Here is a 21,914-nt window from a genome sequence, read left to right on the forward strand (position 1 = left end):
ATTTCGCACACCGAACTCACCAGGGAGATCACCATGACCGGCCGCCCCACCACCGCCGCCACGGCCCGCACGTCCGCCACCGCCGCGGCGTCCGCCACCACCACGCCCCACGCATCCGCCACCGTCTCGCGCAAGCCCGCCCCGGGACCGGCGCCCCGGGTCCTCACCGACGGCGAACTGTCCGAACTCCTCGGCTCACAGCAGTTCTCCGTCCTGGCGACGGTGCGCCGCACGGGACACCCTCACCTGTCCACCGTCCTGCACCACTGGGATCCGAAGGAGAGAATCCTGCGGATCTCCACGACGGCCGACCGCCTCAAGGTCCGCCAGGTGCGGGCCGATCCGCACGCGGCCCTGCACGTCTCCGGCCCCGACAACTGGTCGTTCGCGGTGGCCGAGGGCGAGGCCGAGGTCTCCGCCCCGACCGCGGCACCGGGCGACGCCGTGGGACGCGAACTCCTCTCCCTCACCCCGGGGTTCAGCGACCCGGCCGACGAACAGGGCTTCCTGGAACAACTGGTGGACGAGCGCCGCGTGGTGATCCGCCTGCGGGTCGCACGGCTGTACGGCACTTCGCTGGACATACCTGCGCAGGCCTGAGGCCCGGGTGGGTCCGGGACAGCCACCGGGCCCGTACGACGCGACACCCGGCTGGCCCGTGTAGTTGGGGCCGGCGTCCGGGTCGGCGCCCAGGTAGCGGAGGGGGAGTTCAACGGGCCGGCTCCCGCTGAGGGTGAGCCGGTGATGCCGGGCCGAGTAGGCGAAGCCGGCTTTCCGCAGCGCCGCCGGCACCGCACGTGAGGAGTCCCCGCCGCCCCGCACCCGCACCGTGGAGGGATCGAAGTGCGCAACGAACAGTCCGTCGGAGGTGAGCCAGGTGGCGATCCGCGCGAGCAGCCCGAGCCGGTCACCGATGTAGTGCAGCCCATGGACACAGGTGATGAGGTCGTAGCGCCGACGCGGAGCCCAGACGGTGAGATCGGCGGTGACGAGTTCAAGGCCCGCGGGCCAGGGGGCCTGCCGCATCGGTCCGACGAGATCCACCCCGGTGAACGTGCCGCCCTCCACTGTCCGGGCTGCTTCCCGCAGCGCCAGCCCTTCCCCGCTGCACAGGTCCAGCCAGGCGGGGGCCTTGCCTCGCGCGGCAAGGAACGTGGCGGGGGCGAAGCCGAGTTCGCGTGCGTAGCTGTTCACCCCGGTCAGGACCCGCTCGCGATTCATCGCGTTGTTGGCGACGACGGAGTGGCCCGCCAGTTGATCATCCTGCAGCAGGCGGTCGGGCAAGGGAGTCGGCTCGGGCACCGCCCCATTCTCGGGCACGGCATCTCGCTCCGGCACCTCTGATTCCTTCGCGAAATTCATTCGCGTAATTCATTCGCGTAATTCATTCGCGCCCGATCTTTGCGAACGGCACCCTCACCCCATGCAACGAACCGACCCGAAGGTCATCAGAGCCCGCCACACCGACGAGACCGTCACCGTCTACCAGGCCTACTCCCCCGCACTCGGGCTGCCCACGGCCCGCGACGGACGGTTCCCCGCCGCGTGGAAGAGGGAGCGGATGACCTGGATCAAGCCGTCGTTCCTGTGGATGATGTACCGCTGCGGCTGGGGCACCAAGCAGGGGCAGGAGACGGTGCTCGCCGTGGAGATACGGCGGGACGGATTCGAGTGGGCGCTGGCCAACGCCTGTCTGTCGCACTATGTGCGCGGTCTGCACCCGGACCGGGTCTCCTGGCAGCGGGATTTGAAGCGGGCGCCGGCGCGCGTGCAGTGGGATCCCGAGCGGGACCTGCGGCTGCAGCCCTTGCCGTACCGCTCGCTCCAGCTGGGTCTGTCAGGTGAGGCGGCGCGCCGGTATGCGGACGAGTGGATCGTCTCCGTCCGCGATGTCACGGAAACGGCGCGGACGATCCACTCCCTCGTCCGGGAGGAGGAGCTGGACGCCGCGGCGGCGCTGCTGCCCGACGAGCCGGTCTACCCGGCCGCCGAGGAGCTCCTCGCCCGGCTGCGGGCATGAGCTGGTGAGTGTGCGGGTGGGCGGCCAGTAGACTCGTCGCCCGTGGCGGACACCCAGTACGAAGACCTGTTGCGGTTGGCACTCACCAGCGGGACGGCGAAAGCCGACCGGACGGGCACAGGCACCCGAAGTATCTTCGGACACCAGCTGCGTTATGACCTCTCGCAGGGATTCCCGCTGGTCACCACCAAGAAGGTGCACCTCAAGTCCATCGTGTACGAGCTGCTGTGGTTCCTGCGCGGTGACTCGAACGTCGACTGGCTGCACGAGCACGGCGTCACCATCTGGGACGAGTGGGCCGACGCGAACGGCGAGCTCGGTCCGGTGTACGGCGTGCAGTGGCGCTCCTGGCCGGCCCCGGACGGCCGGCACATCGACCAGATCAGCGAGGTCCTCGCCACCCTGCGCAAGGATCCGGACTCCCGCCGGATGATCGTGTCCGCCTGGAACGTCGCCGAGCTGGACAAGATGGCGCTCGCTCCGTGTCACGCCTTCTTCCAGTTCTACGTCGCCGACGGCAAGCTCTCCTGCCAGCTGTACCAGCGCAGCGCGGACCTGTTCCTCGGCGTCCCGTTCAACATCGCCAGCTACGCCCTGCTCACGCACATGGTGGCGCAGCAGGTCGGCCTCGAGCCGGGCGACTTCGTCTGGACCGGCGGTGACTGCCACATCTACGACAACCACGTCGAGCAGGTGACCGAGCAGCTCTCGCGCACCCCGTTCGCGTTCCCCCGGCTGCGGCTGCGCCAGGCGGACTCGCTCTTCGACTACGCGTACTCCGATGTGGAAATGCTCGACTACCGGCACCACCCGGCCATCAAGGCCCCGGTGGCCGTGTGAACGTCGGGCTGATCTGGGCGCAGACCCCTGCCGGCGTGATCGGCGCGGACAACGCGATTCCGTGGCGGGTGCCCGAGGACATGGCGCATTTCAAGGCGACCACCCACGGCCACCCGGTGGTCATGGGGCGCAAGACGTGGGACTCGCTGCCGCCGCGGTTCCGTCCGCTGTCCGGCAGGCGCAACATCGTCGTCACGCGCGATCCGCAGTGGGCGGCCGACGGTGCGGAACGCGCCGGGTCCATCGCCGCGGCGCTGGACCTCGCGGCCGGGTCGCCGGAGCCGGCCGCCCCTGGTGTGACCTGGGTGATCGGCGGCGGGGAGATCTACCGGGCCGCCCTGGAGTACGCCACGACGCTCTCGGTGACGGAGATCGACTCGGCGGTGGACGGCGACGCCTACGCGCCGTCCCTGGACCCGACGTGGCAGGTAGCCGAGGACGCGGGCTGGCAGACCTCCACGTCCGGGGTGCGCTACCGCATCCGCCGCTACACCCGGTGACGGTCGACCTGCTTCACTGAGCGCCGGTCACGGCCTCCGACATCACTGAGCGCCGGTCACGGCCTCCGACATCACTCAGCGCCCGTCGCCGTCTCCGAGCGGAAGCCGTGGCCCAGTTCGGGGCCGAGGCCGAAGTAGTGGCGGAAGTTGTAGAGCAGCGGGCTCCAGCGGGAGGGGTCGATGTGCTCCGTGCCCGGCACCACGATCGAGGGTGCGGCGTGGACACGTACAACCTCGCACTCGACGATCCGGAAGTGGTCGTCAGGTCCGCCGGGCCGCAGGCTGCGCACCCTCGCCTCCAGATGCAACGGGCACTGGGCCACCCGGGCGGGACGCACCGCCTGCGACGGCAGCCGGCTCAGACCCGCCGCACCGAACTTGTCGGGCTCGTGGCGGTAGACGGCGCGCTTGGCAGCGGGGACCGGGTGCGCGCCCGTGAGCGGAGCGAGCCGTTCCACCGCGGCCCACTGGTGCGGGGAGGGGAGGCTGACGGCGAGTTCCGGGCGGTCGGCGAGGTTGGCCGCGGTACGGCTCTCGGCCCCGATGCCCAGGACGAGGGTGTGGCCGAGCGCCCAGGCCGACGAGATCGGGGCGAGGTTGTCGGTGCCGTCCGGGTTCTCGGTGGTCAGGAGGGCGACGGGCGTGCCGAAGTACAGGATGGACGGAGAGATCGGCACATGGGAGCCGGACGAGGGGGACATCGGCACATGGGAGCCGGACGAGGGGGATATCGGCTGGTGGGAGGCGGTGCGTTCCGCTGCGGTGGCCATACGGGGAACGCTAGGGCGGTGATATTTCGGTACCCGCCGAACCGACCGGCCGACAGAATCGGCCCATGACCGTCACCCCGGCCCCCGCCTCGGCACAGACCACCCCCACCCCCGACAGCATCTCCGCCCCCGACCTCGCCTCGCTCGCGGGCCTGCTCGCCGACCGCACCCGCGCCTCCATCTGCCTGGCCCTGCTCGACGGGCGCGCCTGGACCGCCACGGAGCTGGCGCAGCACGCCGGGGTCGCCCGTTCCACGGTCACAGGGCATCTGCATCAGCTCGTCGCGGGCGGGCTCCTGGACGAAGCGCGCCAGGGACGGCATCGCTATGTACGGCTTTCGGGGCCCGCCACCGCGGAGATGATCGAGTCGCTCGCCTCGCACGCTCCGCTGCGCACGACTCCGGTACGTTCCCTGCGCGACGCCAACCGTCGCCGCGCCCTCGCCCACGCCCGCTCCTGCTACGACCACCTCGCCGGCGCGGTCGCGGTGGCGATCACCGACGCCATGACGGAACGGTCGCTGCTCGCCTGGGACTACGGCCCGTCCCTCTCCGAGGACGGCAAGGCCTGGCTGCGGGACATGGGTATCGACGACCACCGCCCGCTCGGCTCCTGCCGCGCCCATATCCGCACCTGCCTCGACTGGACGGAACGCCGCCCGCATCTGGCCGGCGCGGTGGGCGCCGCGCTGTTCCAGCGGGCGCTCGACGCCGGGTGGGTGACGCGCCGCGGCACGACCCGCGTCGTCGAGCTGACCGACGCGGGCCGTGCCGTCTTCCGTACGCAACTGGGGCTCGGCGACGAGGTGTTGAGCCCGCCTCAGAGCTGAGCCGGGAGCACTCAGACCGTCAGAACGATCTTCCCCCGGGTCCGCCCCTCCTGGCTGAGCCGCCAGGCCTCCGCGGCCTCCGCCAGCGGCAGCGCCTTGTCCACATGGACGGTGAGCTTGCCGGCGTCCGCGAGCTGCGCGAGCGCCGTGAGGTCCTCGGCCGACGGACGCACCCACACGTAGTGCCCACCGGCCTCGAGGGCGCTCTGGCCGTCCGCGATCGACGCGACCCGGCCCGGCTGCTTGAGCAGCGGCAGCGACTGCGTGACGGCGCCCTCGCCCACGAAGTCGAGCACGGCGTCGACGCCCTGCGGCGCCAACTCCCGTACGCGGTCGGCGAGTCCGTCGCCGTACGTGACCGGCGCGGCGCCGAGGTCCCGCAGATAGGCGTGGTTGCGCTCGCTCGCCGTGCCGATGACCTTGGCGCCCAGCGCGACCGCGATCTGCACACCGATCGAGCCGACGCCGCCCGCCGCGGCATGGATCAGGACGGTCTCGCCCGCGTCCACGCCGAGCCGCTTGAGCGTCTGGTACGCGGTGAGCCCGGCCAGCGGCGCCCCGGCCGCCTGCTCCCAGCTCAGCGCCGCGGGCTTCTTCGCGAGGGTGCGTACGGGCGCGGAGACCAGCTCCGCGTAGGTGCCGTTCTGCGCCCAGTCCTTGCGTACGTATCCGAAGACCTCGTCGCCGACGGCGAACTCGGTCGCGTCGAGACCCACCTGCTCCACGACGCCGGCCACGTCCCAGCCGGAGATCAGCGGGAAGCGGACCTCCATGATCGGGTCGAGATAACCGGCGGCGAGCTTCCAGTCGACGGGATTGACCGCGGCCGCCTTCACCCGGATCAGCACCTCACCGGGCGCGACCTTGGGGTCGGGGAGGTCGACCAGGCGCAGGTCGTCGGGGGAACCGTACTTTTCGAGTGCAATGGCCTTCATGATGGTGGGCAACTCCATGGGAGAGCGGATCATTCCTGGACACTTCACCAGGCGGCGCACCGGGTGATCACCAGGTGCATGCCCGGGGTGACGCCAAATTCGGATGCACAGGCCGCGGCCGCAGGTTTGGATGAGCACGGCCGCCGAGTCCAGCATCCGCACACTCGTGGCGCGCGGCCACTCGGCACGTGTTCCCCCTGGAGGTCGTCATCATCAAGCGCAGCATCGCCGCCGCCGGTCTGCTGAAGCCGCCCACCTATTCCCATGCGTCGATCGTCGAGGCAGGTACGCGGCTGGCCTTCCTGGCGGGCTCCGTCCCGCTGGACGCCGACGGGAAGCTGGTCGGCGCGGGCGATCCGGTCCGCCAGACCGAGCAGGTGCTCGCCAATCTCGAGGCCCAACTGCGGGATATCGGCAGCGATCTGTCCCAGGTCCTGTACACGGATGTCTACGTGGTGAGCGGCGATCCGTCCGTGCTCGCGGACGTGTGGCGGGTGGTCGAGGCCTCGGGCCTGAGCACGGCGGAGGGCGGCCCCCACTCGTCGACGCTGCTCGGGGTGGCGAGCCTCGGCTACCAGGGGCAGCTGGTCGAGATCACGGCGACGGCCGTGGTGCCCGAGTGACCCCGGTGCTGCGCCGGGCCTCGGCTGCGGATGCCGGGGCTCTGGCCGATGTCTGGCTGCGGTCGTACGCGGCGGCGCTGCCGGATGTGCGCCGCGCGCATACGGACTCCGAGGTACGGGACTGGTTCCGCCATGTCGTCGTGGAGCGGCACGAGACCTGGCTGGCCGCGGCGGAGGACGGGTCCGTGGCGGGGCTCCTGGTTCTCGACGGCTCGGAGCTCGACCAGCTGTACCTGGCTCCCGAGTGGCGCGGCCAGGGGCTCGGCGACCGTCTCGTCACCCTCGCCAAGTCCCGCCGCCCGACCGGCCTTTCGCTGTGGACCTTCCAGGTCAACGCGCCCGCCTGCCGTTTCTACGCACGGCAGGGCTTCGTGGAGGCGGAGCGGACGGACGGCTCACGCAACGAGGAGAGGGAACCGGACATCCGTATGACGTGGACACCCTGACGCGCGTGGTGCGGTGGAGCGGGGCAGGCGGCGGCCCGGCGCAAGGCTGACGCCCCGCTCCCCTGCGGCCTCCGCCCGCTGCACCCCCGAGGCGCAGGCTCCGCGCACCCCCGCACCGCCCCTTGCCCCGCCTCCCGCACGAGGCACGCCCGGCCGCCTACCGCAGCAGGAATTCCTCCGCGGCCCGCGCCCCCGCGTCACTGCGCCGCTGCACGGAGTGGCCCGCGCCTTCGATCACGGCCAGTTCGCCCGCCGGGGTCTTCGCGGCCAGTTCCTCGGCCCAGCGCAGGGGCGTGGACAGATCACGGTCGCCCTGCAGCAGCAGCACCGGCATCGTCAGCTTGTTGTGCGGCGTGACCGGGTTCGGCGTGGACGGGGGCCAGGCCAGACAGGTCTGCGGAATGCCCTGCTCACCGGCCGTCGACCGCTCGAACGGCCAGGTGTACGCCGGCTTGATCCGCTGCACGGCCTTGCGCAGCGCCTGCTCACGGCCCGCCATGGGGGCCGAGGCCCCGCCCCACGGGAAGCGGGTGTCGGCGCACAGCGTCGCCGCGTGCAGACCCGAGCTGAACTGGGCCGGCGGTGTTCCGCTGGGGTCGTTGAAGCCGTCGATCAGACCGTTCAGCGCAGCGCTGTCGCCGCCCGCCGAGCGGTGGATGGCGTCCAGGATCTTGAAGTCGGGGTTGTTCAGCTTCGGGTCGATGATGCTCGCGACAACCAGCATGCCGAACACCTCCACCCCGTTGTCGTCCCGGCGCACCACCTGTGCCAGGTCCTTCGCCGGGTCGAATCCGCAGCTCTGCTCCTTGCACGCGGTGCGCAGCACGGTGCGGGCGTGGTGCAGCGAGTCCTCGTACAGCGCACCGGCCCCGTCACTCGGCACCACCGAGTCGAGGACGAGCCGTGTGGTGCGCTTCGGGTGGGTGAGGCCGTACTGCGCCGCGGTGAACGTCCCGTACGAGACGCCGTCCAGGGTCATCGCCGGCACCTTCAGGGCCCGGCGTAGATCCTCGAAGTCGGCGACGGTGTCGGCCGTGCGGTAGAAGTTCCGTGTTCCGCCGAGGAGTTGGGCGCACTCCTCGACCGCGGTGCGGCTCGGTGCCGTGGTGTCGCTGCCGCCGACCTCCTTCTGCAGCGTCGGGCAGTCGATCGCCGTGCCGCCCGTGCCGCGCTGGTCGATCATCACGAGCCGGTACTGCTTGACGACGTTCGGCAGCCGGGCCGCGAGCGACTTGTAGTACGTCACGCCCGGCTGACCGGGGCCGCCGGTGAGCAGCAGCAGTACACCGCGCGGCGCGTCGGTGTTGTCCGCGGCCGCGACCTGCAGCTTCAGGGTGCCGGGCCGCTTGCCGCCGCGGTCGAGCGGCACCACGAGATCGGAGCAGGTGACATCGGTGAGGCCGGGGCAGGGCCGCGGGTCGGCAAGGCGCGGACCGCCGCGCGCCGATCCCTCCGCGGACGGCGCGGCACCGGTACAGGCCGCGATGGTGATCAGCGCGGCCGTGAGCAGGCCGGCGCGTCGGGTGAGTGCCATGAGCGTCCCCCGGGAAGGCGAAGTGGTCAGGGTCCGCCATTGTGGAAGGCGTCCGGCTCCGCGGCGTTGGACATTCATGCTCACTTCACCCCCGCCCCCGGGTCCGGCCCCGCACCCGCACCCGCACCCGCACCCGCACCCGCACCCGCACCGATCAACTCCCGTACGGCACTGGGTGGTTCTCCGGTGTGCCGGCGCATCACCCGGGTCAGATGCGCCTGGTCGGCGAACTCGTACGCGGCCGAAAGGGCCCGCAGCCCGTCCCGGCCGTCCTCGATGTCCTGCAGGACGGCCCGGATCCGCAGCTCGTTGCGGTACCAGGTCAGCGTCCGCCCCGTCACACGCCGGAACACCCGGCTCAGATGGTGCGGCGAGGCACCGACCTCGGCGGCCAGCTCGTCGAGCGATCCCGTCAGGGACCCGGTGGCGAGCGCCGCGCACACATCGGCCACCAGGCGCTGATGCACCCGCCGCGCGGGCGGCGGTGGTGAGCCGTCATAGCCGCCGCACCCCGCGCTCGCGGCCACCTCGTCGAGCAACTGGTGCAGGCGCTCGGCGAGTTCGAACCCGTCGGTGCCCCGGCGTACCGCCGCCATCAGCGCCCGGTGCCGCAGATCCGTCCGGCCCGTGATGACGAGCCTGCGCCGGCCGGGCGCCCTGTCGAAGCGCTCGGCGAAGGCCTCCGCGCCGAGATGGATCTCGGTAGACCTGTCGCCGGTGCCGAGCGGATGCGCGCTGAACACCTCGTCGCCGATGTGCGTGACATAGCCGGCGGTCGCGTCCATCCACGACTCCTCGCCCTGCTGCCGCCACCGGTACGCCCCGGACCTGGAGAGCACGACGCTGTGCCCGGTCTTGTATCCGGGCCCGATGAACCCTTTGTGGTCGGTACAGCATTCGGTGTCGACCACGTACACCCCCGGCAGCCGCAGCACGCACGCGCCGCGTCCGCCGCGCTCCCGCTCCGCCGCCGTCCACCCGCCGGCCCCGCGTGAGCCCATGGGCTTCACCCCCCTGCGCCATGGTCCCGCGCACGTGGCGGCACAGGCGAGGTGGCGCACTGTCACATTCTGGCCGCAGCCGCCTTGATGGCCTCGCGGATACGGACGTACGTACCGCAGCGGCAGACGTTGGCGATCTCGTCGATCTCCGCGTCCGTGGGCGTCGAGGGCCTGATCCACAAGACAGGCCCCAGGTGCGCTTGAGCAGCGCGACCGCCGCCATGATCTGGCCCGGCTGGCAGAAGCCGCACTGCGCGACGTCCTGTTCGAGCCACGCCTCCTGTACGGGATGGAGCCGGTCGCCTTCCGCGAGGCCCTCGATCGTGGTGACGGAACGGCCGGCCACCGAAGCGACCGGTGTGACACAGGGGTTGAAGGCCTCACCGTCCAGATGGCTCGTACAGGCTCTGCACACGTCGATCCCACAGCCGTACTTGGGGCCGCGGATACCGAGCAGATCGCGCAGCATCCACAGCAGCGGCAGGTCGTCGGGGGCGTCGAGGTCGACGACGCAGGCGGTCCGTGACCTGTACTCCTCGTGGAAGCCGACGCCCTGTGCCCAGCCGTCGGGCAGCTCACGCCCCCAGCCGGCGGCCGCCTTGTCGAGCACCGCCCGCTGCGCGGCCGTCCTGAGCCGGGCCCGCCGGAAGGCGACGGGGTCCTGTCCGAGGCGCTCGGCGATCTCGTCGACGAACATCTCCTCGGCCGCCCGCCCCGTCCCCGAGAACACACTGCGCCACGACCCGGTGGAGCCGCCGGCCTGCACCACATGGAAGTCGACCAGGGCGTCCGGCAGCCCGATCGCGTCGGCCGGCCTTGCGGGCGGCGATGGGCGACTGCGCGGGAGCCCAGACGGTCGCGTGCGCGGGCCGCCCATCGGCGACGGCGCAGTTGGTCTCCAGGGGCGCGTGGCTGACGGGCGCGAAGTCGAACTCCGCGTCCACGTACCGGCCGAGCAGCGGCGGGGCCCCTGCGCCACGGCGCCCCGCAGCTTCGCGCGCAGCGAGTCGTCGGAGAGCTCGTCGACGGGCCCCGGCCCCCACTCGACGTCGAGGGCCTCCTTGCCCGCGAGCGCCTGCCCGAAGGTCTCGGCGACCACGGCGACCCCGGTCGCGATGGCGGTGACGGCGAGCACCCCGGGCATGGCCTCGACGGCGGCGGCGTTGCGGACCCGGCGTACGCTGCCGCGGATCGTGGGCGGCCGGCGCACCATCGCCGGCTTGGCGCCGGGGATGTCCAGGTCGAGCGTGTACCGCTGCCGCCCGGTGACCAGGGCTCTCGCGTCGATACGGGAGGTGGGGCTGCCGATGAGGCGGTGCTCGGCGCGTGGCTTGAGCGCGAGCGGCTGCTCGGCGATGCGGTCGGTGCTCGCCTCGCGCGCCAGTTCTCCGTAGGCGAAGGACCGTCCGTCGGCCAGCAGCGCCCGGCCGTCCCGTGTGGTCACCTGCGCCGGCTCGGCTCCCCACCGCAGCGCCGCAGCCCAGGCCAGCCGCTGCCGGGCGACCGCCGCGGCGGTGCGGACCGGGCGGCAGAGGGAGCGGATGGCGTTGGAGCTGCCCGTGAGCTGGGTGAACAGCAGCTCGGATCTGGCCTTGTCGAGATGGACGCGGACCGTGGCGAGGGCCGTGGCGAGGGCCGTGTCCAGCTCCTCGGCGAACAGCATCGCCACCGCGGTCGTGAGTCCCTGCCCGACCTCTTCGCGCGGCAGCCAGAAGTCGACGGTGCCGTCCTCGGCGACCTTCAGGGTCAGCAGTTGCGAGGTGGGCAGTGCGGCAAGACGGAGCACATCGCCGAGGGCCGGCGGCTCCGGCAGCGCGAGCGCGGCGGCGGTGTCCGGCGTATCGAGCTGGACGGCGACCGTGAGGGTGGGTGCGGCGACCAGGAAGGCGAGGAGCCGACGGCGGTCGACTCCGGTGTGCTCGGCGTTCTCCGTCACGGCGAGGCTCCAGGGGGGCGTCGCGTGCCGGACCGCACGCGGCAGCTGACGGAATGTCGGTAAGCGGGCCCGCACGGAATGCCACGGCCGCGGTGCCGCCCGCCTCCGCACAACTTCCGCCCCACCGGGCCACAGCCCCCGGCGGCGCCCATTAAGGTCGGGGCATGACTTCCGATGCCTCCGGACTCTCCGAGAGCGGCAGCGTACGGGTCGACGCCTGGATCTGGTCCGTACGGCTGCTCAAGACCCGCTCCGCCGCGGCCGCGGCCTGCCGCGCGGGCCATGTCCGGGTGAACGGTGAGCGCGCCAAGCCCGCGCAGCCCGTGAAGGCGGGCGACGAAGTGCGGGTGCGGGCCGAGTACCGCGAGCGCGTCCTGATCGTCAAGAAGATCATCCGCAAGCGCGTGGGCGCCCCCGTGGCCGTCGAGTGCTACCAGGACAACAGCCCGCCGCCCCCGCCCCGCGAGGCCGTCGCCCCGGCCGGCATCCGCGACCGCGGTGCGGGCCGCCCGACCAAGCGCGACCGCCGCGAAATGGAGCGCCTGCGCAGCTCCGGTATGTGACCACCACGCATGCCGCGGGCCCGGCCCGCCGGACGTATCCGGCGGACCGGCCCGCGTGGGCCACCGGGCATCACACCCGGCGCCGCACCGCCTTGATGAGGCGCACCGTCTGATCCCGCTGCGCTCGCGCCACGAGGACCAGCGGCACGATCAGGATCACCGGTGTGTACCAGAACTCCCCGTCCATGAAGGCGAGCGAGAAGCCGCACGCCCCGATCATCAGGCCGACGAAGGCGATCGAGGCGACACCGGACAGGACGGGGATCAACAGGGCGATTCCACCGAGCAGTTCGAGTCCGCCGATGGCGTACATGAACCCGTCGCCGAATCCGATCTTGTCGAACACCTCGGTCGCCGACGTGTGCGCGGTCAGCTTCGGGAACGCGCTGGCGAGGGCGAAGAACAGCCCGAGCGCGATCCGCAGCGTGTGCAGCGCGACGGTGGCGCCCCGGCCGCGCCGCACCGCGACGGCGGCGGGGGTGGCGACGGTGGCGGACGCGGGGAGAGTGGCCTCGGACATGAGCTGCTCCTTGTGACGCGGGGGCGGGCGCTTGGTTGCGCTGTCACAGGGATAGACAGGGCGTGCGGCCCCAACTCATCGGTTCCGCGCCACTTTTCCCGTACGAGATGCGCGGAGCCCTCCCGTACGGGAAACACAGCGCCCGCCCCCGTCAGACCAGTTCGCGCCCCTGCGTGCTGTCCACGTGCTCCGGCAGCTCTCCCTCGAACCGGTCCCCCGTCGACACCGTCCCCGACGGTTCGAACATCAGGATCGATCCGCCGGACGAGGACGGCTTGTGCTCGGTGCCGCGCGGCACCACGAACACATCTCCCTTGTGCAGAGCGACCGTTGACTCCGCGCCGTCCGGATCGCGCAGCGCGATGTCGAAGCGGCCGTCGAGGACGAGGAAGAACTCGTCGGTGTGCTCGTGGACGTGCCAGACATGCTCGCCTTCGGTGTGGGCGATCCGGACGTCGTAGTCGTTCATCCGCGCCACGATCCGCGGACTGTAGACGTCCTGGAACGACGCGAGCGCTTCGGTCAGATTCACGGGTGCGGCGGGCTTCGCCGGTCGGTTCTCCATGCGCCCAGCTTCGCGCCGCGCCCTGTACGGCGTCTTGTACGGAGCTGACACGACGACCGGCTCAACGGGTGTCCCCGTGATCCGGTTCGTACGGCGGGACGTCAGGACCGGGCTGATAGTGCGGCCCCTGCCGGATGTGCCGGAGCACCAGCGCCAGGTCCACCGTGATGACCAGCCACAGCACGCCACAGGCCACCGCCCAGCCCGTACGGCCCGCGAGAGCGAACGCGACCGTGCCGGCGATCGCCCACACCACGCCCCACAGGCTCAGCCAGAAGCGCATCCGCAGCGGACTGCGCGCGGTCGTCGGCTCACTTCCTGTACGCATCGCGGCTCACCTCCCAGTGCGGCCCGCTCCTTCCAGGATGCACCCGCCAAAGCCCGTTAGACATGCGAAAGATGCAGGACCATAATCGTTAGTCATGGGAAAGACTTACGAACGCATAGACGGCCGCCTGCGCGGATTCATCGAGCAGCAGCCCATGTTCTTCACCGCCACGGCACCGCTGTCCGGCGACGGAACGGTCAACCTCTCCCCCAAGGGCCTCAAGGGCTCCTTCGCGGTACTCGACGAAGTCACCGTGGCGTACCTGGACTTCGCGGGCAGCAACGCGGAGACCGTCGCGCACCTGCGCGAGAACGGCCGCATCACCCTCATGTGGTGTGCCTTCCAGGGACCGCCGAGCATCGTCCGGGTGCACGGCCGGGGCGAGCCCGTCTTCCGCGACGACCCTCGTTTCGACGGACTCCTGGCCCACTTCCCCGGGATCGACGTCACCCCGCACGGACTGCGCGCCATCATCGTCGTGACCGCCGATCTCGTCCGCGACACGTGCGGCTACGCGGTGCCGTTCATGGCGTACGAGGAGGACCGGGAGCTGCACGGACAGTTCTTCGCGCGCAAGGACGACGAGGCGCTCAGCGAGTACTTCGCCCGCAAGGACGACATCGCCACCAGCATCGACGGCCTGCCCGGGCTGCCCCTCCCGCTGCCGCCCCGCAGCGCCTGAACAACACCCCCTGGGGGCAGGGAATTTCGGGGCCCGCCGTTAATCGCTTGCCCGGCGTCGGTGATCGTGGATGCAATGTCCGGCATGGTCACCCAGGTGCGCGCCGCGCGACGAGACGAGTCCCCCGTACGGATCGGCGTCCTCGCCCCGCTCACCGAACCAGGCTGGGCGGAGGCAGGTCACCAGCTGCTCGCCGGAATGGAGTTGGCCGTCCGCGCGGCCAACGAGGACGGCGGGATCGGCGGACGACCGCTCGAACTGGTCGTACGGGACACCGCCGCCGATCCGCGGCGCGCCGCGGCGGCCGTCGAGGGGCTGGCCGGCCTGGGCGGGGCCGCGTTGGCGGGGGAGGATCACAGCGTCGTCGCCCGTACCGCCGCCACCAGGGCCGATGCGCTCGGCGTGCCCTTCCTCTGCTCATCGGCCGTCCTGGACGCCCTCACCGAGCATCCGACGCCCTGGGTCGCCCGGATCGCTCCGGCGCAGTCCCTGGGCTGGCGGCTGTACGCGGACCATCTGCTCGACGCGGGCCATCGCCGTATCGCCGTGGCAGCACAGCCGAGCGTCTACTGGCAGACGGGCACGCGCATCCTGCGCGACCGCCTCGCGCCGCACGGGGGCACCGTCGTCAAGCTGGACGCGCAGGAGCCCGGGGCAGTGTGCGACGCACTCGTCGAGCACGAGGCGACCGCGCTGCTGCTTCTGGCGGGCCACCCGGAGCCGGCCGTCCCGCTCGTACGCGCCGTGCGCGGCGACAAGCGCCTGGCCGAGGTGCTGATCGGCGCTCCGGCAGGCCAGCCGGAGTTCGCCGAGTGGGCGGAGCTGCTCGGCGAGGACGGCGCCGCGGTCCCGTTCCTGCGCTATCTGCCCGAGCGGATGACCGCGCTGGGCAGCCGAGTCGAGCTGTCCCTGCGCGAACAGCTGGGCGCAGCACCCTCGTTCGTCGCCTTCGAAGGCCACGACACGATCGCGGTCCTCGCCGAACTGCTCCGCTCGGGCGACGGGACCGTCGCGGCCGATGCCTGGCCGGGTGCCGACGTCGAAGGCACCCGTGGGCGCATCCGGTTCTCCCGTACGGCGGACATCAGCGTCTGGCAGTGGGCCTGGCCGCCCGTCCAGGTCGTCGACCGGGATCCGGCGGCGCCCGGCCGCTTCCGGGTCCTGCGCACCGCCCCCTGAGCCGCTATCCGGCCTCGTCGAAGCGTGCCGCAGCCAGGTAGTCGGGCTGCGGATCGAGCGCCGCGGCGAGGCGGAAGTGCCGTTTGGCGGGGCCGGGACGGCTCATGCGTTCGTAGGTGCGGGCCAGCGCGAAGTGGGCGAAGGCATTGTCCGGCTCGCGCTCGAGGACGATGGAGAACTCCAGCTCCGCGGCACGCAGTTGGGCCGCCGCGAAGAAGGCACGGGCGCGCAGCAGCCGGGCCGCCGTGTGTTCGGGGTGCGCCTCGATCACCGCGTCGAGGAGCTTGATCGCACCGCGCGGGTCGCGTGCGTCGAGCAGCTGCTCGGCGGCACGGAAGTCGATGACGTCCGTCTCCGGGGTCCGCCCACGTCCATGGTCCTGAGGCACGCCCTCATCCTTCCGCTTGCCGATCACCTTCAACGCCCGTCGCTCCAGCGCTATTCCCTACGCGGATCCGCACGCCGCTGCGTCACAGCCTGCCGGAGTCCTAAGGCTGCCCCGGCGCCCGGCGCCCCATACGCGATGCGGCTCAGCCCAGTGTGAGGGCGAGCACCGCGCCGAGGACCACGAGGGCCGCGCCCGCCCCGATGAACGCCTGGTCCAGGCGTACCCGTTCGCTGCCGATGAGCACGGTGTCGCGCGGATCGGCGGGGTCGTAGGCGAGCCGGACCTCCGTGCCCGCCGTCAGCGGCCGGCGCCTGTTCGGCGGCACCGGCGAGGGCAGCTCCATGACGCGTCCGTCGCGCGTCTCGAACTGGAGCAGCGGCCGGTCCGCGCCCTGCGGCGGCGGCTTGACCAGCGCGGTCACGGCTTCGCCCGCGGCGGATATGCGCCGGGTCCGGCGCAGTCCGTAGGCGCCCGCGAGCAGCGCCACCAGACCGCCGAACGAGGTGAGCGCGGCGAACACGACCACGTCCGCGCCCCGTCAGCCGCGCGCCGCGCGGGTCCGCAGCTCGTCCCAGACCGCGCGGACCTGGGGTTCGAGGGCCTCGAGCGGCCCGTCGTTGTCGATCACGAGATCGGCGATCTCCAGGCGTTTCTCGCGGGTGGCCTGCGCGGCCATCCGCGCCCGTGCGTCGTCCTCGGTCATGCCCCGCAGCCGTACGAGACGGTCCAGCTGGGTCTCGGGCGAGGCGTCCACGACGATCACCAGGTCGTAGAGCGGTGCGAGGGAGTTCTCGGCGAGCAGCGGTACGTCGTGGACGACCACCGCGTCCTGGGCGGGCGCCCGCCCCAGCTCCGCCGAGCGGGCGCCGACCCGCGGGTGGCCGATCTTGTTGAGCTGCGCGAGACGCTCGGGGTCGGCGAAGACGATGGAGCCGAGCCGGGGCCGGTCCAGCGTCCCGTCCGGCGCGAGGATCTCCTCGCCGAAAGCCTCGACCACCGCCGCGAGCCCGGGAGTTCCGGGCGCGACCACCTCGCGGGCGATCTGATCGGCGTCCACGATCACGGCCCCGTACGAGTCGAGCAGCCGTGACACCGCACTCTTGCCGGCACCGATCCCGCCGGTCAGACCCACCTTCAGCATGAGCGGAAGCTTAGGCCCTGCGTTCACTGTGTGCCCAGGGCCCCTCGGGACGCATACGGAACCCCTACTTGTCCCCGTCCCCGCTCCTTGTCCCCGTCCCTACTTGTCCCCGTCCCGGTCCGCCAGGAACTGCTCCAGCTCCCGCCCGATCTCGTCCGCGGACGGGATCTCCACGGGCTCCGCGAGCATGTTGCCGCGGGTCTCCGCGCCGGCCGCCGCGTCGTACTGGTGCTCGAGACCCTGGACCATGGAGACGAGCTCCTCGTCGCCCTCCTGGATCTGGCGCTCGATCTCGTTCTGCGTGCGGTGCGCCTGGGTGCGCAGGGCGTGCGCGATGGCGGGCAGCACAAGGCCCGTTGCCGAAGTGATCGACTCCAGGACGGTCAGCGCGGCGTCGGGGTACGCGGAACGCGCGATGTAGTGCGGCACGTGGGCGGCGACACCGAGCACGTCGTATCCGGCCTGGATCAGCCGGTACTCGACGAGCGCCGCCGCGCTCCCCGGCACCTGCGCCTCGTCGAACGGGCTGCGGTGCCCGGGCATCAGGTCGGTGCGGTTGCCGTGCGGGGTCAGGCCCACGGGGCGGGTGTGCGGGACGCCCATCGGGATGCCGTGGAAGTTCACCGCGAGCCGTACGCCGAGCCGCTCGACGACCTCGCCGACGGCCTGCGCGAACAGCTCCCACTCGACGTCCGGTTCGGGTCCGGACAGGACGAGGAACGGCGCACCGGTGGCGTCCTGGAGCAGCCGCACCTCGATGGCCGGCTCCTCGTAGTCCACCCACTGGTCGCGCTGGAAGGTGAGCAGCGGACGGCGGGCCCGGTAGTCCACCAGCCGGTCGTGGTCGAAACGCGCCACGACCTGGCCGGGCAGCGCCTCGAAGAGTTCGTCGACGATCTGCTCGCCGGTCTCGCCCGCGTCGATGTAGCCGTCGAAGTGGTAGAGCATCACAAGTCCGGCCGAGTCCTGCGCCAGCGCCATGTCGGCCACGGCGAGACCCTTGGGATCCCATTCGTACAAACTCTGCGCGTCAACCACAGTGACCGTTCCTCCTCGTGTTCGTACGCAAGAACGCCCACGACCGGTATGGCATTCCCGTTCGGGAAACGGTCAGTTGCCCCGTAAGGCCATACATGCCCAGCCCGCAACGCATCGAGACCCCGCCTCCCTTTCGGGAAGCGGGGTCTCGGTGTTGTTCAACTACCGCCTAGGCGGCTGCGATCAGCTCTGGCCGCCGGCCAGCTTCTCGCGGAGCGCGGCAAGCGCCTCGTCCGAGGCGAGCGCACCGGCGTTGTCCGCACCCTCGGAGGAGTACGAACCGCCGCCGCCACCCTGGCCACCGGCGGCCGGAGCGGCGCCGGCCCGAGCCGGCGCACCCTCCGCCCCGGCCTGGGGGGGGGCCTCGCGGGGCCTGGTGACCTGGGCCTGGGGCTGCTCGAAGCGCTGCTGCGCCTCGGCGTACTGGGTCTCCCAGGCCTCGCGCTGGGTCTCGAAGCCCTCGAGCCAGTCGTTGGTCTCGGGGTCGAAGCCCTCGGGGTAGATGTAGTTGCCCTGGTCGTCGTAGGACGCGGCCATGCCGTACAGGGTCGGGTCGAACTCGACCGACGCCGGGTCGGCACCGAAGGACTCGTTGGCCTGCTTGAGGCTCAGCGAGATCCGGCGACGCTCGAGGTCGATGTCGATGACCTTGACGAAGATCTCGTCGTTGACCTGGACGACCTGCTCCGGGATCTCCACGTGGCGCTCGGCCAGCTCGGAGATGTGGACCAGACCCTCGATGCCCTCGTCGACGCGCACGAACGCACCGAACGGAACGAGCTTCGTGACCTTACCCGGGACGACCTGACCGATCTGGTGCGTACGGGCGAACTGCTGCCACGGGTCTTCCTGCGTCGCCTTGAGCGACAGGGAGACGCGCTCGCGGTCCATGTCGACGTCGAGGACCTCGACGGTGACTTCCTGGCCGACCTCGACAACCTCGGAGGGGTGGTCGATGTGCTTCCAGGAGAGCTCGGAGACGTGGACGAGACCGTCGACGCCACCCAGGTCCACGAAGGCACCGAAGTTGACGATCGAGGAGACGACGCCGGAGCGGACCTGACCCTTCTGCAGGGTGGTGAGGAACGTCTGGCGGACCTCGGACTGGGTCTGCTCGAGCCAGGCACGGCGGGACAGGACCACGTTGTTGCGGTTCTTGTCCAGCTCGATGATCTTGGCCTCGAGCTCCTTGCCCACGTAGGGCTGGAGGTCGCGGACGCGGCGCATCTCGACCAGGGAGGCCGGGAGGAAGCCACGGAGGCCGATGTCGAGGATGAGACCACCCTTGACGACCTCGATGACGGTACCGGTGACGATGCCGTCCTCTTCCTTGATCTTCTCGATGGTGCCCCACGCACGCTCGTACTGCGCGCGCTTCTTCGAGAGGATCAGGCGGCCTTCCTTGTCCTCCTTCTGGAGAACAAGGGCTTCGATCTCGTCACCGACGGCGACGACCTCGTTGGGGTCGACGTCGTGCTTGATCGAGAGCTCGCGGCTCGGGATGACACCTTCGGTCTTGTAACCGATGTCGAGGAGAACCTCGTCCCGGTCAACCTTGACGATGACGCCGTCGACGATGTCGCCATCGTTGAAGTACTTGATCGTCTCGTCGATGGCGGCGAGGAAAGCTTCCTCGTTACCGATGTCGTTGACCGCAACCTGCGGCGTGGTGGCGGTGGTCTCGGTGCTGCTCGTCATGTGGGAAAGGGCTCCGGTACGGGCATGGAAGTCGTAGGTACTGCTACGCCGGGAGCCCGTTTCGCTCTGCAGAAGCCGGACAGCCTAGGAAGCGCCTATCCGGAGTGGCCGTGTTTCACAACCGTCCGAGGCGCCTCGACAACCGAGGGGACATACAACAGACGCGAGCGCAGCCTGCTCTGTCCGAGGCACGCAGGCTCGCAGCGCAACTTGTAGCATACGGGGGCTGCCGGGCAGGGTCAATGCGCGAAGGCGCACACCCGGGGCGGATCGCCGCATACCCGGCACAAGAACTGTCGCACGAGGCCACCGGGGCAGCTCTGGCCCCGATAGGTCCGCACCTTACGACGCGGGAGCCCGCCATCCAAGAGTCAGCAGCAGACGCTTCCGTATACACCGACGTTTCCGTGGACGCATCCGTGGACGCCTCCGCAGACAACGACGCCGTGGCCACCCGGCGGGACGCCGGCATCGCCGAGAGCAGCCGTGCCAGCCGCGGCTGGTGGGACCGGAACGCGGACGAGTACCAGAGCGACCACGGGGCCTTCCTCGGGGACGACCGCTTCGTATGGGGTCCCGAGGGGCTCGACGAGGCGGAGGCCGGGCTGCTCGGTCCGGCCTCGTCACTGAAGGGGGCCGCGGTCCTGGAGCTCGGTGCGGGCGCCGCGCAGTGCTCGCGCTGGCTGGCCGCCCAGGGCGCGCGCCCGGTGGCCCTCGACCTCTCCCACCGCCAGCTGCAGCACGCGCTGCGCATCGGCGCCGAGGGCGTGGGCCTGGTGGAGGCGGACGCGGGCGCGCTGCCGTTCGCGGACGGCTCCTTCGACCTCGCGTGCTCCGCATACGGCGCGCTCCCCTTTGTCGCGGACCCCGTGCTCGTGCTGCGCGAGGTGCGCCGGGTGCTGCGCCCGGGCGGCCGTTTCGTGTTCTCCGTCACCCATCCCATCCGCTGGGCGTTCCCGGACGAGCCCGGGCCCGAGGGGCTCTCCGTCTCGGGCTCGTACTTCGACCGCACGCCCTATGTGGAACAGGACGAGCACGGTCACGCGGTGTACGTCGAGCACCACCGGACGGTGGGCGATCGTGTACGGGATGTGGTCGCGGGCGGTTTCCGGCTGGTGAACCTGGTCGAGCCGGAGTGGCCGGAGTGGAACACCGAGGAGTGGGGCGGCTGGTCCCCGCTGCGCGGCTCACTGCTGCCCGGTACGGCGATCTTCGTGTGTGACCGGGACTGATCCGGTACGGCGGGCGAGGTCCAAGGCGTACTCGGGCCACCACTCCCCCGCCTGCGGCGCTCCCCTGCAGGCTCCGTCGGAGTCGCCGGGGTGCTTGATCCACAGGAATGCGTCGATACGGGGATGGCCCGTCGCGGTCGTCGGAGTCCTGCCGAGCGTGCGGCCCGGCGGATTGCACCAGGGTTCGCTCATGCCTGGGGGCGGCGGCCCGCTGCCGTTGCGGCTCGTGTCCATCACGAAGTGCTTGCCGCCGAGGAGTTCGCCGAGGGTGTTCCCGTACGCGATGACCTCGTCGTCGGCGCGGAAGTTGGACACGTTGAGCGCGAAGCCGTCGGCGTCGGCCACTCCGGAGCGCATCAGCGCCGGGATCATCCGCCACGGATCGGGCACCCAGGCCGGGTGGCCCGCGTCCAGATAGACCTTCGTACGGGGCTGGCGCTTCAGCCGGTCGATCGCCTTGTCGAGCAGGTCGAAGCGCTCGTCGTGGAAGCGGGCCGGGGTGCAGCCGTCGAGCAGGTGCGGGACGGCGTCGGGTTCGAGGACGACGAGGGCCGGGGCCTCACCGACGGCGTCGGCGAAGCGGTCGATCCAGCGCAGATACGCCGGCCCGCTCTCGGCTCCGCCCGCTGAGTACTGACCGCAGTCGCGGTGCGGGATGCGGTAGGCGACGAGCAGGACGGTGCGGCCCTTCGCCTGCCGGACCGCGCGCTCGATGCCGAAGGTGGGGTCGGCGTCGGCGAGCCAGGTGGGGGTGGGCTGGTCGGCGATCCTTCGCATCGCGTGCGCGTCCGCGGTGCGGCCCTCGTTCCGCCAGGTTTCCGCCTGGCGGGCGGCGTCGCTTTCCGGGTCCACCCAGAAGGGGTGGGGCTCAGGGTCTGCGGCTGCGGCTGCGGTGTCGGGTGCCTTCGCGGTCGCGGTCGCGGTGAGCAGCGTCGCGAGGAGGGCGGCGGCAAGGGTGCGCTGGAGCATGGGTTTCTTTCCCCCGCCCCGCCCCTCCCCGAAACACCCCAGCCCCTGCGGCGCTTGAGCAGATCCGAACGAAGTTCGGATGCCGGGGTGCGGGGGGGGGGCCCCGTTTCGGGGGGGGGGGGGGGGGGGGGGGAGGGGGGCGGCGGGGGCCCCCCCCCCCCCCCCCCCCCCCCCCC

The 21,914-nt window shown here is 71.4% G+C and carries 24 protein-coding genes and 3 pseudogenes; 11 read left to right on the plus strand and 16 right to left on the minus strand.

Features of this window, described 5'->3' with window-relative positions; genetic code table 11:
• Nucleotides 1–33: 33 nt before the first annotated feature.
• The gene (locus JAO81_RS06395) at nucleotides 34–600 is read left to right on the plus strand and encodes a TIGR03618 family F420-dependent PPOX class oxidoreductase (RefSeq protein ID WP_199546770.1); all 567 of its coding nucleotides are present in this window, start codon (nucleotides 34–36) and stop codon (nucleotides 598–600) included.
• 309 nt (nucleotides 601–909) lie between these two features.
• Here JAO81_RS06395 and JAO81_RS42265 read toward each other — a convergent pair.
• A pseudogene (locus JAO81_RS42265) lies at nucleotides 910–1,362 on the minus strand (trans-aconitate 2-methyltransferase); the annotation flags it as partial.
• Nucleotides 1,363–1,423: 61 nt separating this feature from the next.
• Here JAO81_RS42265 and JAO81_RS06405 point away from each other — a divergent pair.
• Genes JAO81_RS06405 through JAO81_RS06415 form a run of 3 tightly spaced genes read left to right on the plus strand, consistent with a single transcriptional unit; the run spans nucleotide 1,424 to nucleotide 3,360 of the window.
• Nucleotides 1,424–2,020 carry a DUF4291 domain-containing protein gene (locus tag JAO81_RS06405; RefSeq protein WP_199546771.1) on the plus strand — a complete coding sequence of 199 codons (597 nt, stop codon included), beginning with the start codon at nucleotides 1,424–1,426 and terminating at the stop codon, nucleotides 2,018–2,020.
• 42 nt (nucleotides 2,021–2,062) lie between these two features.
• Nucleotides 2,063–2,860 carry a thymidylate synthase gene (locus JAO81_RS06410; RefSeq protein WP_199546772.1) on the plus strand — a complete coding sequence of 266 codons (798 nt, stop codon included), beginning with the start codon at nucleotides 2,063–2,065 and terminating at the stop codon, nucleotides 2,858–2,860.
• Nucleotides 2,857–3,360, plus strand: coding sequence for a dihydrofolate reductase (locus tag JAO81_RS06415; RefSeq protein WP_199546773.1), 504 nt, complete (start codon nucleotides 2,857–2,859; stop codon nucleotides 3,358–3,360). Before JAO81_RS06410 ends, JAO81_RS06415 begins: the two co-directional genes overlap by 4 nt.
• A 71-nt stretch (nucleotides 3,361–3,431) precedes the next feature.
• On the opposite strand, the gene JAO81_RS06420 is transcribed toward JAO81_RS06415, so the two are convergent.
• On the minus strand, nucleotides 3,432–4,061 hold the full coding sequence (locus tag JAO81_RS06420) for a flavin reductase family protein (RefSeq protein ID WP_199546809.1): 630 nt from the start codon (nucleotides 4,059–4,061) through the stop codon (nucleotides 3,432–3,434).
• A gap of 134 nt (nucleotides 4,062–4,195) precedes the next feature.
• Here JAO81_RS06420 and JAO81_RS06425 point away from each other — a divergent pair, with 134 nt between their 5' ends.
• Nucleotides 4,196–4,960: a helix-turn-helix transcriptional regulator gene (locus tag JAO81_RS06425; RefSeq protein WP_199546774.1), complete on the plus strand. Its 765-nt coding sequence runs from the start codon at nucleotides 4,196–4,198 to the stop codon at nucleotides 4,958–4,960.
• Nucleotides 4,961–4,971: 11 nt separating this feature from the next.
• On the opposite strand, the gene JAO81_RS06430 is transcribed toward JAO81_RS06425, so the two are convergent.
• Nucleotides 4,972–5,895 (minus strand): NADP-dependent oxidoreductase, encoded by a 924-nt coding sequence (locus JAO81_RS06430; protein WP_199546775.1) that lies wholly within the window; start codon nucleotides 5,893–5,895, stop codon nucleotides 4,972–4,974.
• A gap of 188 nt (nucleotides 5,896–6,083) precedes the next feature.
• Here JAO81_RS06430 and JAO81_RS06435 point away from each other — a divergent pair, with 188 nt between their 5' ends.
• Nucleotides 6,084–6,518, plus strand: coding sequence for a RidA family protein (locus JAO81_RS06435; RefSeq protein ID WP_374194263.1), 435 nt, complete (start codon nucleotides 6,084–6,086; stop codon nucleotides 6,516–6,518).
• A complete protein-coding gene (locus JAO81_RS06440; RefSeq protein ID WP_199546776.1) occupies nucleotides 6,515–6,964 on the plus strand; it encodes a GNAT family N-acetyltransferase in 450 nt (149 codons plus the stop codon). Before JAO81_RS06435 ends, JAO81_RS06440 begins: the two co-directional genes overlap by 4 nt.
• 157 nt (nucleotides 6,965–7,121) lie before the next feature.
• Here JAO81_RS06440 and JAO81_RS06445 read toward each other — a convergent pair whose 3' ends face one another.
• The 4 genes and pseudogenes from JAO81_RS06445 to JAO81_RS43630 form a co-directional block, all read right to left on the minus strand.
• Nucleotides 7,122–8,498: an alpha/beta fold hydrolase gene (locus JAO81_RS06445; RefSeq protein WP_199546777.1), complete on the minus strand. Its 1,377-nt coding sequence runs from the start codon at nucleotides 8,496–8,498 to the stop codon at nucleotides 7,122–7,124.
• A gap of 80 nt (nucleotides 8,499–8,578) precedes the next feature.
• Nucleotides 8,579–9,094: a helix-turn-helix transcriptional regulator gene (locus tag JAO81_RS42270; RefSeq protein WP_233415001.1), complete on the minus strand. Its 516-nt coding sequence runs from the start codon at nucleotides 9,092–9,094 to the stop codon at nucleotides 8,579–8,581.
• A 467-nt stretch (nucleotides 9,095–9,561) separates the two neighbouring features.
• Nucleotides 9,562–9,983 (minus strand): annotated as a pseudogene (locus JAO81_RS06455) ((2Fe-2S)-binding protein).
• Nucleotides 9,984–10,868: 885 nt separating this feature from the next.
• Nucleotides 10,869–11,546, minus strand: a pseudogene (locus JAO81_RS43630) (molybdopterin cofactor-binding domain-containing protein); the annotation flags it as partial.
• Between the two features lie 53 nt (nucleotides 11,547–11,599).
• Between JAO81_RS43630 and JAO81_RS06465 the strand changes: the two are divergent.
• Nucleotides 11,600–11,998 (plus strand): RNA-binding S4 domain-containing protein, encoded by a 399-nt coding sequence (locus tag JAO81_RS06465; RefSeq protein WP_199546779.1) that lies wholly within the window; start codon nucleotides 11,600–11,602, stop codon nucleotides 11,996–11,998.
• Between the two features lie 70 nt (nucleotides 11,999–12,068).
• Here the strand turns inward: JAO81_RS06465 and JAO81_RS06470 are convergent, their stop codons facing one another.
• From JAO81_RS06470 to JAO81_RS06480, 3 genes are all read right to left on the minus strand, one after another.
• Nucleotides 12,069–12,518: a DoxX family protein gene (locus tag JAO81_RS06470; protein WP_199546780.1), complete on the minus strand. Its 450-nt coding sequence runs from the start codon at nucleotides 12,516–12,518 to the stop codon at nucleotides 12,069–12,071.
• Nucleotides 12,519–12,669: 151 nt separating this feature from the next.
• Nucleotides 12,670–13,083, minus strand: coding sequence for a cupin domain-containing protein (locus JAO81_RS06475; protein ID WP_199546781.1), 414 nt, complete (start codon nucleotides 13,081–13,083; stop codon nucleotides 12,670–12,672).
• Nucleotides 13,084–13,144: 61 nt separating this feature from the next.
• Nucleotides 13,145–13,411, minus strand: coding sequence for a DUF6343 family protein (locus JAO81_RS06480; protein ID WP_199546782.1), 267 nt, complete (start codon nucleotides 13,409–13,411; stop codon nucleotides 13,145–13,147).
• 94 nt (nucleotides 13,412–13,505) lie between these two features.
• Between JAO81_RS06480 and JAO81_RS06485 the strand changes: the two genes are divergently transcribed.
• Nucleotides 13,506–14,093 (plus strand): pyridoxamine 5'-phosphate oxidase family protein, encoded by a 588-nt coding sequence (locus tag JAO81_RS06485; protein WP_199546783.1) that lies wholly within the window; start codon nucleotides 13,506–13,508, stop codon nucleotides 14,091–14,093.
• Nucleotides 14,094–14,168: 75 nt separating this feature from the next.
• Entirely contained in the window at nucleotides 14,169–15,272 is a 1,104-nt protein-coding gene (locus JAO81_RS06490; protein ID WP_199546784.1) for an ABC transporter substrate-binding protein, read from the plus strand.
• Nucleotides 15,273–15,276: 4 nt separating this feature from the next.
• Here the strand turns inward: JAO81_RS06490 and JAO81_RS06495 are convergent, their stop codons facing one another.
• The 5 genes from JAO81_RS06495 to rpsA all read right to left on the minus strand — a co-directional run bounded on the left by JAO81_RS06495 (nucleotide 15,277) and on the right by rpsA (nucleotide 19,537).
• Nucleotides 15,277–15,660 carry a tetratricopeptide repeat protein gene (locus tag JAO81_RS06495; protein WP_199546785.1) on the minus strand — a complete coding sequence of 128 codons (384 nt, stop codon included), beginning with the start codon at nucleotides 15,658–15,660 and terminating at the stop codon, nucleotides 15,277–15,279.
• Between the two features lie 142 nt (nucleotides 15,661–15,802).
• Nucleotides 15,803–16,186, minus strand: a complete 384-nt coding sequence (locus JAO81_RS06500; protein ID WP_199546786.1) for a DUF3592 domain-containing protein — start codon at nucleotides 16,184–16,186, stop codon at nucleotides 15,803–15,805.
• Nucleotides 16,187–16,198: 12 nt separating this feature from the next.
• Nucleotides 16,199–16,801: a dephospho-CoA kinase gene (gene coaE / locus JAO81_RS06505; RefSeq protein ID WP_199546787.1), complete on the minus strand. Its 603-nt coding sequence runs from the start codon at nucleotides 16,799–16,801 to the stop codon at nucleotides 16,199–16,201.
• Nucleotides 16,802–16,900: 99 nt separating this feature from the next.
• The gene (locus JAO81_RS06510; protein WP_165335192.1) at nucleotides 16,901–17,839 is read right to left on the minus strand and encodes a PAC2 family protein; all 939 of its coding nucleotides are present in this window, start codon (nucleotides 17,837–17,839) and stop codon (nucleotides 16,901–16,903) included.
• A 183-nt stretch (nucleotides 17,840–18,022) separates the two neighbouring features.
• On the minus strand, nucleotides 18,023–19,537 hold the full coding sequence (rpsA, locus tag JAO81_RS06515; protein WP_199546788.1) for a 30S ribosomal protein S1: 1,515 nt from the start codon (nucleotides 19,535–19,537) through the stop codon (nucleotides 18,023–18,025).
• Between the two features lie 242 nt (nucleotides 19,538–19,779).
• Here rpsA and JAO81_RS06520 point away from each other — a divergent pair, with 242 nt between their 5' ends.
• Nucleotides 19,780–20,769, plus strand: coding sequence for a class I SAM-dependent methyltransferase (locus JAO81_RS06520; protein ID WP_233414973.1), 990 nt, complete (start codon nucleotides 19,780–19,782; stop codon nucleotides 20,767–20,769).
• On the opposite strand, the gene JAO81_RS06525 is transcribed toward JAO81_RS06520, so the two are convergent.
• Complete coding sequence (locus JAO81_RS06525) at nucleotides 20,725–21,738, minus strand: glycoside hydrolase family 6 protein (RefSeq protein WP_199546789.1); 1,014 nt, start codon at nucleotides 21,736–21,738, stop codon at nucleotides 20,725–20,727. The genes JAO81_RS06520 and JAO81_RS06525 overlap by 45 nt on opposite strands.
• Between the last annotated feature and the right edge of the window lie 176 nt (nucleotides 21,739–21,914).

The sequence above is a fragment of the Streptomyces sp. N35 genome (assembly GCF_016464295.1).
Lineage (GTDB): Bacteria > Actinomycetota > Actinomycetes > Streptomycetales > Streptomycetaceae > Streptomyces.